General features: G+C 55.5%; 12 protein-coding genes and 4 pseudogenes. 2 read left to right on the top strand and 14 right to left on the bottom strand.

Features of this window, described 5'->3' with window-relative positions:
- Nucleotides 1-9: 9 nt before the first annotated feature.
- The 6 genes and pseudogenes from IHE30_RS05930 to mscL all read right to left on the bottom strand — a co-directional run bounded on the left by IHE30_RS05930 (nt 10) and on the right by mscL (nt 2,317).
- The gene (locus IHE30_RS05930; protein WP_337689491.1) at nt 10-249 is read right to left on the bottom strand and encodes a type II toxin-antitoxin system RelE/ParE family toxin; all 240 of its coding nucleotides are present in this window, start codon (nt 247-249) and stop codon (nt 10-12) included.
- Nucleotides 246-471, bottom strand: a pseudogene (locus IHE30_RS05925) (prevent-host-death protein). Before IHE30_RS05925 ends, IHE30_RS05930 begins: the two are co-directional and overlap by 4 nt.
- 45 nt (nt 472-516) lie before the next feature.
- Nucleotides 517-684 carry a hypothetical protein gene (locus IHE30_RS05920; protein ID WP_337689490.1) on the bottom strand — a complete coding sequence of 56 codons (168 nt, stop codon included), beginning with the start codon at nt 682-684 and terminating at the stop codon, nt 517-519.
- Between the two features lie 192 nt (nt 685-876).
- On the bottom strand, nt 877-1,302 hold the full coding sequence (locus IHE30_RS05915; protein ID WP_337689489.1) for a type II toxin-antitoxin system VapC family toxin: 426 nt from the start codon (nt 1,300-1,302) through the stop codon (nt 877-879).
- A gap of 353 nt (nt 1,303-1,655) precedes the next feature.
- Nucleotides 1,656-1,787 (bottom strand): annotated as a pseudogene (locus IHE30_RS05910) (IS110 family transposase); the annotation flags it as partial.
- Between the two features lie 65 nt (nt 1,788-1,852).
- Nucleotides 1,853-2,317 carry a large conductance mechanosensitive channel protein MscL gene (gene mscL / locus IHE30_RS05905; protein WP_337689488.1) on the bottom strand — a complete coding sequence of 155 codons (465 nt, stop codon included), beginning with the start codon at nt 2,315-2,317 and terminating at the stop codon, nt 1,853-1,855.
- 259 nt (nt 2,318-2,576) lie between these two features.
- On the opposite strand from mscL, the gene IHE30_RS05900 reads away from it, so the two are divergent.
- Complete coding sequence (locus tag IHE30_RS05900; RefSeq protein ID WP_337689487.1) at nt 2,577-5,048, top strand: mechanosensitive ion channel family protein; 2,472 nt, start codon at nt 2,577-2,579, stop codon at nt 5,046-5,048.
- 44 nt (nt 5,049-5,092) lie between these two features.
- Nucleotides 5,093-5,326 (top strand): annotated as a pseudogene (locus IHE30_RS05895) (transposase); the annotation flags it as partial.
- A 118-nt stretch (nt 5,327-5,444) separates the two neighbouring features.
- Here IHE30_RS05895 and IHE30_RS05890 read toward each other — a convergent pair.
- From IHE30_RS05890 to eboE, 8 genes and pseudogenes are all read right to left on the bottom strand, one after another.
- Entirely contained in the window at nt 5,445-5,627 is a 183-nt protein-coding gene (locus IHE30_RS05890; protein ID WP_337689486.1) for a hypothetical protein, read from the bottom strand.
- 48 nt (nt 5,628-5,675) lie between these two features.
- Complete coding sequence (locus IHE30_RS05885; protein WP_337689485.1) at nt 5,676-5,966, bottom strand: hypothetical protein; 291 nt, start codon at nt 5,964-5,966, stop codon at nt 5,676-5,678.
- A 147-nt stretch (nt 5,967-6,113) separates the two neighbouring features.
- Nucleotides 6,114-6,683, bottom strand: a pseudogene (locus IHE30_RS05880) (TMEM165/GDT1 family protein); the annotation flags it as partial.
- A 98-nt stretch (nt 6,684-6,781) separates the two neighbouring features.
- Nucleotides 6,782-8,155, bottom strand: a complete 1,374-nt coding sequence (locus tag IHE30_RS05875; protein ID WP_337689484.1) for an alkaline phosphatase family protein — start codon at nt 8,153-8,155, stop codon at nt 6,782-6,784.
- Between the two features lie 93 nt (nt 8,156-8,248).
- The gene (locus IHE30_RS05870) at nt 8,249-9,139 is read right to left on the bottom strand and encodes a TatD family hydrolase (RefSeq protein WP_337689483.1); all 891 of its coding nucleotides are present in this window, start codon (nt 9,137-9,139) and stop codon (nt 8,249-8,251) included.
- Nucleotides 9,126-9,839, bottom strand: a complete 714-nt coding sequence (locus tag IHE30_RS05865) for an EboA domain-containing protein (protein WP_337689482.1) — start codon at nt 9,837-9,839, stop codon at nt 9,126-9,128. Before IHE30_RS05865 ends, IHE30_RS05870 begins: the two co-directional genes overlap by 14 nt.
- Before the next feature lie 66 nt (nt 9,840-9,905).
- The gene (locus tag IHE30_RS05860; RefSeq protein WP_337689481.1) at nt 9,906-10,763 is read right to left on the bottom strand and encodes a UbiA family prenyltransferase; all 858 of its coding nucleotides are present in this window, start codon (nt 10,761-10,763) and stop codon (nt 9,906-9,908) included.
- Nucleotides 10,760-12,067 (bottom strand): metabolite traffic protein EboE, encoded by a 1,308-nt coding sequence (gene eboE, locus IHE30_RS05855; protein ID WP_337689480.1) that lies wholly within the window; start codon nt 12,065-12,067, stop codon nt 10,760-10,762. The genes IHE30_RS05860 and eboE overlap by 4 nt, the downstream gene beginning before the upstream one ends.
- Nucleotides 12,068-12,087 lie beyond the last annotated feature (20 nt).

Here is a 12,087-nt window from a genome sequence, read left to right as displayed (position 1 = left end):
ACGGCGCCACTATTTGATCACGCGTAGCAGCCGGCGGGAAAGAAGTGTTCTCATGTCGCGGCGAATGTCACTACAGTCAACAAGCTCTTCAGGGATAACGCCGCTTTGGGGGAAAATTAAAATGTCTCGAACAGAATACTTGATTGGTTGATCAGTCTCTTGCCCAGTTGATCGGCCAAAGTTTTTAATGATGTAGCGACGAGGCTCCTTTAAGTCCTCTTTGACGCCTTCAAGAAAAACAACTTTCACCCGCGGTCTTCCTTGTCTAGGTCGGCAAAGACGTCATCCGCATCGCGGAAGCGGCCTTGAGAAATTTCCTGGTTACCCATGACAAGAATTTTGAGAAGGGCAAGGGTATCTTCCTGCTGCTCGTAAGAGCGAACGTCCATGACCACAAGCTTGGCTTCCCCGGGCCTCCCCATTTTGAGTGATCAGCATTGGCTCCCGGGACTCAAAAATATTCTTAATGATGTCGGCTGCGTGGCGTTTAAGGTAGCTTACTGACTGGCGACAAGACTAAATATAGATCAAATTCGGTCCTTCATACAGTTCGTTGGGCAGCTGCCCTAGAAAACGGCAGCGCAGCAAGCGTACTACGCGCGCTGCCGCTGGCAGACAACGCTTTTCTACCTGCAAAGCCTGCGCATTGCCGAGGTCGCCAGCCAAAGCCACGCCGCTGGTCATGCCCTTCCGAGGCCCGCGCCGCTGCCTGTCGCGCTCAGCCCTGCATGACGCAATCAAACGTGTTTTCAGTAGCGCCGCATCGTAGCTGTGCGCGCGGGCCTGAGTGAACTGCGGGGAGAACAAACGAGGTCGCTTGGTCATCAGACACCGCTTCATGGCGAATATTCTCGCCTAAATCAGTATCCGGGTTCATTAGACCACTACATACCGCTCGCCGCGCGCGTTCCGACGCAGGACAGATTCATCAACCATCTTCTCATCCCGAGTCACCAACGGTACAGCCAGCTTTCGCGCAGTCGCTACGATCATGCGATCGGCCGGGTCCTTATGAAACTCGCCCGGCAGATCTATCGACTTCAAGCCACTCTCAACATCTACAGGCACAAAGCGAACGGCGTCGATCGCGGAGACGGTCGTGAGCCAACTGGCGACGTCCATCGACAGCACCAGCTTTTCGCGCTCAACGAGCATCGCAATTTCCCAAGCGGAGATCGCAGACACAATGATCTGCCCGCCATCCAGCTCCCGCTCCCGCTCTATAGCCGCCTTGGCCTTCTTACTCAGGGCGTCGTCACCGTTTACCCACCAGACCAGCGCGTGCGTATCGAGGACGATCACCGGGCCGCATCCCACTCAACGTCAAACGGTGTTGTGTGATTTGCAAGAAGCAGGCATACCGAGGCGTGAAACCTGTAAATTCTGACGAGGCCCGTCAACCCTTGACTAGGACGCTCCCGGGGAGGCCATGGCCAAAGGACTGGAAAAGCCGGATTAGCTAAACGTTGCACTTGACTCTTGAGACCGCCCTACCTCTGGCCTCATCCTGTATGCGCGCTACATCGGACATTCTGGTCCGATGGATAGGCTCCCTCTAATGATCGGTTACGTTCAACAACCCGTCGGCTCTACGGGCATACCTCAGTTCAGCCCCTCCAATAGACGTTGATCTTACAGCGATGAACCATGTCCACTTATGCCCCTTTCAACCGAGCGCTTTCTAAAATCACGCCATCTTCTAGGTAGCGCCATAATGCAATCACTAGCCGCCTGGCAAGCGCGACAAGCGCAATGCGCCGCGCGCGGCGATTCGCTTCGGCGCCCTGGTCCAATTGCTGACCCATCGGGTCACCAATATCGCGCAGCTGTTTGCGCATAGGCGATCGACATGCTAAGGATGCTGCCTCCCCTGCCTCAGTTCGTCGCGGATTTCTCGAAGCAGCAGGATATTCTCCGGCGGCGGGGCCGGGGTTGATGTTTCATCGGCCATGTGCGTATCTAGCCGACGTAATTCATTCACCATCTTCACCAGCAGAAATACGATCACTGCCAGGATTAAAAAATTCAGCACGACCGTAATGAACGCTCCATAGCCGAACACTGCTACGCCGGCCTCTTGTAAATCCTTGTACGAATCGGGATTGTCCTTGAACGTCGCCGGAATATGTCCGATACGGATAAATTTGTTCGAAAAATCGAGTCCGTCCGTCACCACACCGATGACGGGCATGATCAAATCCTTGACTATCGAATTCACGATCCTCGAAAACGCACTCCCGATGATCACGCCGACTGCCAAGTCCATGACATTGCCCCTAATCGCAAACTGTTTAAATTCTTGAATGATGTGGGTCATTTTGCGCTCCAAAGTGACTTTTGAAGACCCTAAGCGATTCTCATGCCTGACGTCTAGCAGGGCTCTGCGCTACGTAAAATGGATGAGGTTTGCCATAGCCGCGGATAAAGCACGTTGGCGGTAGCCCTATTGCGCTTTGCGACGCATCAGCTCATTATTAGGCACCAGTACGTTGAACCGCGTGCCGCGTTTTAGCCACCCGTAAGCTTCACCGCCCAAACGCTGTCGCATTCCATTCATGTCACCTTGATCCAGTGTCATGCGCCTACTCACCCACGCGGCATTGAGCCGCCCTGTCCGTCCATTGAACTTCCTGCCCACCATAATGATTGTGGTATTGCCTGTTGCCGCTTGCGCCGCGGCGACGACGGCATTCGGTGCATCGGCAACAGTTGAGACGAGCAGCGCGGTCGCGCTCACGCCGGAGCAGGCATGTATTGCATTGCAGGCACTGAACGATCCGAGGCGCCGTGCGCAGTTCGAGGACACGCTGCGCGCGATTGCGGCAGCAGGCGCGCTTGCATCCCCTTCTGGCGCGCCCCCGAGCGTGCCGGCGGTGGCCAGCAGCCCGCTAGACGTGCAAACTCGGGCGCTGGAAGCGAACGGGCTGGCCACACAGTTATCACGGCATATCGCGCGTTCCACCGCCACCTTTATGCAACGCGTACGGTACTCGATATCAGCACTGCTCGACTTTCCGTCTGTGCGACAGTGGTGGACATGGCGTCTGTCGACGCAGGAAGGCCGACATTCGCTGCTCGTGCTGCTACAGCTGCTAGTTGTCTCATTGTTGCCATCCCTTCTAGTGGAATGGCTAACGCGGCGAGCGCTGCGGCGGGTTCGCGGCGCGCTGGCAGTCCGCTGCGATCAGTCAGCCGAGCTGGCCAGTGACGCGGCGCCTCACGGCAGATCAAGCGGTAGGAGTGCTGCATGCACGTCGGCGTTGCATGCCGCACATCATTGGAGTCGGTTGCAGGCACTGCCCTGCGCACTGATCCATTCGCTGCTTGCCATGGTGCCATTGCTGGCATTCGCGCTATGCGCGTCCGCATTGCTGTCAACGTTTGGAGATACAGAGGCCCCCGTGGCACATGCAGTCGGCGTGATTGCCGATGCCTACGTGATCGTTCGGGTGACGTTGCTCGCTTGCGCGTTCTTCTCCTCACCCGATGTGCCACGCTTGCGGCTGCTGCCGCTGCGGGACCGGTGGGTGTTATTCGCGCAGCGCTGGATAGCCTGCATCGCAATCATTGCCGGCGGCGCAGGCGCCCTGGCGAGCGCATGTGCGCAGTTGGGTATGACCGAGGACGCACATTTGGCACTAATCAAGCTAGTGGCACTGGTCGCGCATTCAATGGCTGCGATCGCGGTCCTGCAATGCCGTGTACCGATCTCACGCGCGATTCGTGACTATTTCACGAAGTGGTCGACGCTGATGTACTTCGGTCATTGGCTGGCCGACATCTGGGCCGGCTCCACTGCATTTGTGATCATGGCGCTATGGCTGATCTGGGCGATGGACGTGTACCAAGGCTATGAGATGGTGCTGCACTTGGGCGGGCTGTCGCTCGGGGTACTGCTTGTTGCACGCATTGTCGCGATCGTCTTATTCGGCGCGCTCGGCCGTGCGTTCAACAATGGCCTGAACGACGCCTCTGCCAGCATCGGCTATCAACGCGCATACCGCTATTATCCACTGTTGTGCAAGCTGGTATCACTAGTGATCGGTGGCGCCACGTTGTTCACGCTGCTGTCGATCTGGGGCGTGCACCTCGGCACGTTTTTCGTTGACCACCCGATCGGACACCGACTCGGCTCGGCATTGGCGACGATCGTAGTCGCGGCGCTGGTCGCGGTGCTAACCTGGGGGACGTCGAAGGTCGGCGTCGAACGCTGGCTTAAACAATGGACCGCCGCGGGAGACAAGGTCCGCGTCGCGCGATTGCGTACGCTGCTACCAATCTTGCGCACCACGTTATTCACTGCAATCCTGATGATCGTCGGGCTCACCGCGCTTAGCCAACTCGGTGTGGACATTGGTCCGCTACTGGCCGGTGCCAGCATTTTTGGCGTCACGCTTGGATTCGGCTCGCAAAAGCTCGTGCAGGACTTTATCACCGGAATTTTTGTGCAGCTAACAGAAAACGCGATGCAGGTAGGCGACTGGGTCACGGTTGCTGGCGTATCAGGCTCGGTCGAGCACCTGTCGATACGCACGGTGCGCCTGCGCGGTAGCGACGGGTCGTTGTACACTGTGCCATTCAGCTCTATCACCACAATCAACAACAGCAGCCGCGGCATCGGTAACGCGGCAATAAAGGCGGTGATCGCTGCTGGCGCCGACGTGCAATATGCCATCCAGACGTTAATCGACATTGGGGCCGAGTTGCGCCGCGACGACAAGTTCAAAGATGGCATCCTGTCCGACTTTAGCTTCTGGGGCGTCGATCAGATCAACGGCGCAAGCGTCACGCTGATCGGCCAGATCACGTGCCGCGATACGCACCGCTGGCCGGTCCAGCGCGAGTTCAACCGACGCATCCTCGAGCGCTTCACCGAGCACGGCATCGAGTTGGCCAATCCGCAACGCAGCTTCATAAGCGATACACGCGAGCGTGATAGCCAGCAAGGCGCGCAGTACGCTGCTCCGACGTGCGATGTCACGCTGCAGCCTACGCACAGCGCCACGCATCACGCGCTTTCTCAAGCGCGACCTGGGCTAGGAAATTAACCTTTACGAAATAGAACCACCTTCATCCTTTGTATGAGAAAGCGATGGCTTGGGAAACATTGTTTGACGAGCACCTGGAGCATCTATGCACCGCGCTGGGGCACAGTGATCGCCGCGTTGGGCTGACTGGCTATTGCAAGGGATTAGAGCCGTCGCTCAGGCGCAAGAGCGTCGAGCCGCTGGCGGCGCACCCGGAGCCGGATCGCGTCGGTGCGCGACACCAATCGCTGCATCACTTTGTGTCAAAGTCAGCATGGTCTGACGCTGCGCTACTCGAATAGGTTCGCCGCTGGGTGCTACCGCATATGGACCCGGCAAAGAGCGTGTATTGATAGGCAAATGATTATTAACTGCATAATCAGTATGCTGCGACCCGAGGTCCCGGGCAACGGGCTCCTATCCATGGCCACCGAAGCAAGTTCTGTTGCAGCAGCCCGGCGCGACGATGTAACCGCCCGGTGTCGTTGGATAGATCCGGCACCGACGAAGCAGAAAGCCGTTGGTGGTGGCCGCTTCGCCGTTACAGTTTCGCTCGATGTCAAACTTGCCGCCATTAAGCAACATCAGGTGTTTGTTCATCGGGAAATCAGTTGGCTGTTGCATGCTCCCCGAACCTTTCTATCACCTCTACGGATCGCTGGTTTCTGCCAAGTTGACAGAGTCAGATCTGTGTGCGGACACATGGGTTTGTTTATACCAAAGATTGGCATAAACACCCTGCTGCGGCAGCAAACTACGATGCGTGCCAGTTTCCACGACCGCCCCCCCCTGCATAACCAAGATGAGGTCCGCATGCTGAATCGCGGCGAGCCGGCGGGCAATCACGAGCCGTGTGGTGTGGCGATAACGCTCATAGAGATGCTTGAAGATATCGGCCTCGGTGCGCGCATCGAGTGCGGCAGTCGGTTCGTCCAGCAACAGTCAGGGGCTATTGCGCAATAAGGCGCGAACCAGCCTCACACGTTGTCGTTCACCACCCGACAATTTGTTACTTCGCTCGCCAATCGACGTATCCAGGCCCTGGCTTACCGCAGCGATGATCGGTGTTAACGTGCAGGTCTGAATGACACCGACACCACAGGCCGCAAGTCCCCCCAACACGATGAACATGACTGCGGCGGTCGTACGCACAGCGGTTACCGGCAGCCGATGTGCAAGACATTTACCAAGAAAAATAACTGGCATGTTCGCACACATCATACCTAGCGTGGTGCCGATAATGACGCTAGGCAGATCGTGGAACCGGGCGGCCAATGCCACAGTTGCGATTTGAGTCTTATCGCCCATTTCTGCGAAAAAAAACGTCAGCAATGTAGTGCCGAAGATTCCAAGCTTCGTATGCGTAGGCTGCACCTGTTGCGTGCGCAGCTTGCCAGGAACCAGTACCCATACGCCCATCGCGATGAATGACAGTGCGAGTGCCCAGCGCATTGCCGACGGAGTGAGCACTGATAGCAGCCATTGGCCGAGCGCGCTCGCTCCAGTATGGTTCACCAGGGTGGCAGCCAGCATGCCAAACACAATTGGCCAAGGTTGGCGATAGCGTGCGGCGAGCGCGAAAGACAGCAGTTGCGTTTTATCACCGATTTCGGCAAGGGCAACGCTGCTAGCGCAAACGAGCAAAGCTTCGATCATGAACAATGTTATCCTAAATTGTCGATGCGCGAGCGGTGAGCCACGTGCTGCCCGGTATGTTAGCCAATTAGTTATTGTGACGGAATTGATGCGTTTGACTACTTGTCGAAGATGTGATGCAAAATAATACTGCGTACTGATTCGGCCTTCACGGGCTCGGCGGGCAACTTATCGGCATGTGAACTGATGAGAACTGGGCCTTGTTCAATATCGTCGGTTGGGCGCCCGTGAGAGCCCTTTACCAGCAGCGGGTTCAATGGAATCACATCAAGCAGGCTACGCATGCCCAATTGCCGTTTAAAAAGTTTCCAACCAATTTGCAAGCGAGGAAGGACCCGCTCGGGGTCGATGAATAACTCTAGTGGGTCATAGCCCGGTTTGCGATGAATATCCACTGTGCGCGCAAAATCAGGCGCACGCGCGTCATCGAGCCAATAATAGTAGCTGAACCAACGATCAGCCTGGCTGATGGCCACCAGTTCACCAGCACGTGGATGATCCAGTCCTATGCGATGCTGGCCTGCCCTGTCCAATACCGTTCCGACGCCGTCCAAGCGCTGCAACAGCGCCTTGACTTCATCGATTAGCGCGTTATGCCGGATATAGACATGGGCGACTTGATGATCAGCCAGCGCAAACGCCGCAGACGCGCCGCAATCGAGCTTCTCTTCCCCTTGTTCATCACGTACCGCCAGCCAGCCGGCCTGACGCAATGCACGATTAATTGGAATATCGCCCGATACCGGCGTGATTCCGTATTCCGACAAAGCGATGACGTGCATGCCGTGGTTGTCCGCGTACGCGATGAGCTCACCGCACAGCGCATCCACCGCAGCGACTTCTCGAGCAATAGCCGGATGAGTTGGCCCAAGCTTTTGCAAGCAGTAGTCCAAATGTGGCAGGTACACCAGCGTCAATGTGGGCTGCCGGGTGTCACACACGTACAGCGCGCAGTCCGTGATCCACCGGCTTGACGCAAGGCCAGCCGCTGGCCCCCAAAATTGGAATAGCGGGAATTCGCCCAATTGCCATAGCAATTCCGAATGCAAGGCGGCCGGTTGCGTATAGAAGTCGGGGATCTTGCGGCCATCTGCCTTATAAATCGGCCGTGGCGTGACGCTCCAATCCACATCCGCATACATATTGAACCACCAAAATAGCTGCGCACAACTGAAGTCTGGATTGCGCGCTTTGGCTTCGTGCCAAACCTTGTCTCCTTCGATGAGTCCATTGTTTTGCTTCCAGAACAGCGGTTCGGCCAATTCCCGTGAATACCAACCGTTAGCGACGCAGCCATGCTGTTGCGGCAAGCGTCCGGTCAGTAGTGTGGCTTGGACCGGGCAGGTCAAGGCCGGTGTCACAGTGATTAAAGGGCGCATTGCGCCGCGCTTGGCCAAAGCGGATAAGTGAGGCGCATGGTTTAGTAGCTGGCTGCTTAGCCCCACCACATTCAGGACGATCACGCGTTGCATAGCAGCACCTTGCTTAAGTTAGCGTATCAATGGCTGGGTGACTTGCTGACGACGATCACGAGATCGCCCGACTGCACCGATTCTCGACATCGGTTACTCAATGGTGGTGACGTGCGGAGTTTGTCCGCGTAGCACTGAATTGCCCTCCCAGTTGTGGCGCTGATCGATCAGCAGCGGCGCTTCAGCCTCCGCGATATCAAGCCGTGCGCTTTGTGCGAAAAAAGCAAGCGGATTGTGCCAAACGATCGTTTCGATTTCATGCTCGGCGATGCCCGCATCACGCATGGCCGATGCAGTTTTAGGCACTTTCAACGGATCGCTAACGCCCCAGTCCGCTGCGCTATTCATGATGATGCGCTCACTGCCATACTGCTTAACCAGCGCGACCATACGCGCCTCATCCATCTTGGTGTGCGGGTAAATTGAATGTCCGGCCCAGCAACCTGAGTCGAGCACCAGCGGTAGTGTTTCTTCCGTGTTGTGATCAATCAATACCCGCTCTTGGGCAATGCCGCTTTCGCGAATGAGCGCGAGAGTGCGAATGGTGCCAGCTCTTTTATTTCGATGAGGCGTATGCACCAGCACAGGCAGGTCATGTTCGATTGCCAACTCAATTTGACGAGCAAAATAATGGGCTTCGGCCGGTGTTTCATCGTCGAATCCGACTTCGCCCACTGCCACCACGCCATCTTTATCAAGATAGCGCTCAAGCAACGCGATTACGCCATCGGCAATATCCGGATTATTGGTTTCTTTAGGGTTCAAACCCAGCGTGCAAAAGTGGCGGATTCCAAACTGGCCGGCCCGAAAACGTTCCCAGCCCAATAAAGATAAGAAATAGTCTTCAAACGTGCCGACATGCGTGCGCGGCTGCCCCATCCAGAAAGCCGGCTCTACCACGACCGTAATTCCTGCGTTGCTCATCGCCTGGTAATCGTCCGTGGTGCGTGAGGTCATATGGATATGGGGGTCAAACATTTTCATGTTCAATACCTCGCAGAAGAAAGTTAAGGTCGTCAGAAATCTGACGTTTTGCTGCGCGCCGTTCACTGGCGTAATCGGCAACCATGCGTTTTAGTGTGGGAGTGAGTCTTTTATTGAGTCCAGCAATGCGGCGAATTGACGTGCCGGTAAAGAGAGCCTTCAAGACAAGTTGATTAAAATTCAAATCGCAGAGGAAACGTTCGGGATACGCATTGTCGCAAGCGATCGCTTCAAAGACAATCGCTACATTGCTACGGCAACCCTCCGCGGCAATCGATACCCATCGCTGCGGTTCGGGCAATAAGATTAAACTGCGCAGTATTGCCTGCTGTTCAGTATTATCGCCACGTCGATAGAGACGCGTGACAAATCTGGGATATTCAGCACTGGGCCGCAACGACAAGGTATGTAAGAGGATCAGCGCTCGGCCAAAATCACCTATACTCCATTGCTGCGGCGCAATGACGCCGGCTCCGCGCAATGTATCAAGCGTCTTAGCGGGTAACGACGGCAGACCCGCAAGTCGGCGCTGTGCTATTGCGAAATGATGCTCGACACTGTGCTCGAGATCATCACTGCATGAGGCAGGCCTTGTGATGATCTGTTGACAGCGAGCCAGCCAATTTTTTGCACGATCTGCCTTATCCTCCGCAGAGCAGGCTTCGGTGACTTGGAGTAAACCCGCATAAAGCGTATTCACGATTGTCATAACCAAATTTAATATTAGGTTGGCGATAAGGCTAACTGAGCATAGATTGATTGGAACTTAGTTGCCTGCAATACGCCGCTGCCATAAAACTGTCAGCAAAAAAGCGACCGTGCTTGCCGCTGCCCAGCTTGGCGCGCCATGAATCGCAATCAGTAATGCGTCAATTAATGCCATGCCAGCGATCAGTTCGCCTGTCGCGCTGCGCAAATCGCACGTCTTAGCGCGAAAGGCCGCACGCTGAAGATGCCATATTGTCCAAACCGCAAACGCCCCTAGATAGCCCCATGCCCATCGATCGATCGGCAAACTCATTAATGCATACACCAGCGGCGCCGCGAGTCCAATCACGGGCACAAAACGAATCATTGGGCTGGTGAACTGCTGCTTGGCAGCGTAGGTTAGGCCCGCTGTGTAAGCAAATAAAATAACCGAGCTTTGCCATGCGGGTTGGGACAAGGTGCCGTTTGTGAAAGCTAATGCACTGGTAATATAAACCAGCATTCGGCACAGGCCCATAATCAACGGGCTCAATGGGTTAGCTTTATGATACAAGTTATAAAGCACAACCAAATGCGCCAAAATGATACCGCTGGCAAAAGCACCATTTCCTTGTGAGGCGAGCAATAGTACGCCCGCACCGAGCATCGCCAAGCTACTGACCGATACCGTCGAAACACTGATTTGACCCGCAGGAATCGGTCGCTCTGGTCGCTCAATCACGTCGATCGCTCGATCGCATACGTCATTGAGAAACATACCAGCGGTGTAAATCAGCGACATCGCTAATAACAAGCATAGCAAAGTGAGAGGGTGGATGGACTGGCCAGTAAGTACCGCACCAGCAATGACATTGCTCCAGACAGTGGGCAGGTTGGAAACGCGCCCCAGACGTAAAGCGACATGCCATGTGATCATTTCAGCTGCTCCTGGACCCATTGCAACTCATGCGAGATCGCTTCGATAAGGCTGCCATTCGACTGAGTACGTTCGGTATGATGCGGCTGATAGACAGCCGGTAACGCATGCCACGTATAAGTTTCCACTTCCAGGTGTGTCGAAATTTGCTTGTCACGTTGCATTGCCAGCATAGTTTTTAAGAAGGGTTGCGTGCTCTCGAATGGTCCTACGGTGTCGGCCCATACAGGCACATGAAAATGAATGCGCCATTCGCATTCGATATCGGTGTTTTCATAAACCGAGGAAACAGTATTGAGGACACTAAGTGCATCAGGCAAATCAATCATGCGCTGTAGCTCAGTGTTGGTTTCGGCTGTACGGCGCTCAATCACTTGATGTAAATACACCTGTTCGGCGAATGGCTGCAGCGCGCGTGCATGCGATGCACACGGGCGAGGGACGCGCAGCCCGGCACTGAGTTGTAACTTGGCGATGCGGATCCCCGCGTGCCTGAAGCGGCTTATCATATCGTTTGGATCTTCGAACTCGACAGCGGCGTGGCACGTGTCAATGCACACGCCTAGATGACGTCGGATCAACGCGAGCGCCGCAGCGTCGTCTAGTGCGCATGAGGCTGCAATGTGCTCAGTCGCGGTGGCGCTGAGCAGATATTCCTCAAAAAACGTAATGGTTTCGGTTGTGGTTTCCAACAGACAACACGGCTCAGGCTCTAGCGCCAGCGTGATACATCGCCCTGTTTCCTGATGTAGCCGATGCAGCATCACTGCATGCTCAAGCAGTTGCTTAGCCATCACGGACCGGCACTGAGGATCGTCAGCGAGATGCGGTTTGAATCCCCCGGCAACGGTGCTGATACTGCCTTCGATATCTTGATCGGCGGGTAAGAGTTGAGCCAGCAGGCGAGCCAGTCGATTGCTGTATTCAAGCCGCCGCGGATCGCGCCAATCCGGCAGATAGACCGCATCTTTAACAGATTGCTGGTGAAAATGACCAAAGGGAAATCCGTTGAGCGTGAACACATATAAATCATGCGTTTGCAAGAAAGCTTTAAATTGTGCAAGCGCGATAGAGTCGTCCAGTTCGCGAGCCGCCCGCTCGGACAGCCACAATCCAACACCAAACGGTGCGTGGGGCGAGACGCGCGCCTTGATCTGGGGCAGATAGTGGCCCAATGTGGCACGCACTTCAGACCAGCTTTGTGCAGGATGAACATTGGTGCAATAAGTCAAATGGGCCCGTTGGGAGGGTGGCATGGCATCCAAACACAACGCATGAGGTTTTCCGATATCGGTCCGATCCATAGGGTCATCCGGTTGCGCGG

The sequence above is a fragment of the Mycetohabitans sp. B46 genome (genome assembly GCF_037389205.1).
Taxonomy (GTDB): domain Bacteria; phylum Pseudomonadota; class Gammaproteobacteria; order Burkholderiales; family Burkholderiaceae; genus Mycetohabitans.
The sequence above is the reverse complement of the archived record's forward strand: the minus strand, read 5'-3'. Positions and strand labels throughout refer to the sequence as shown.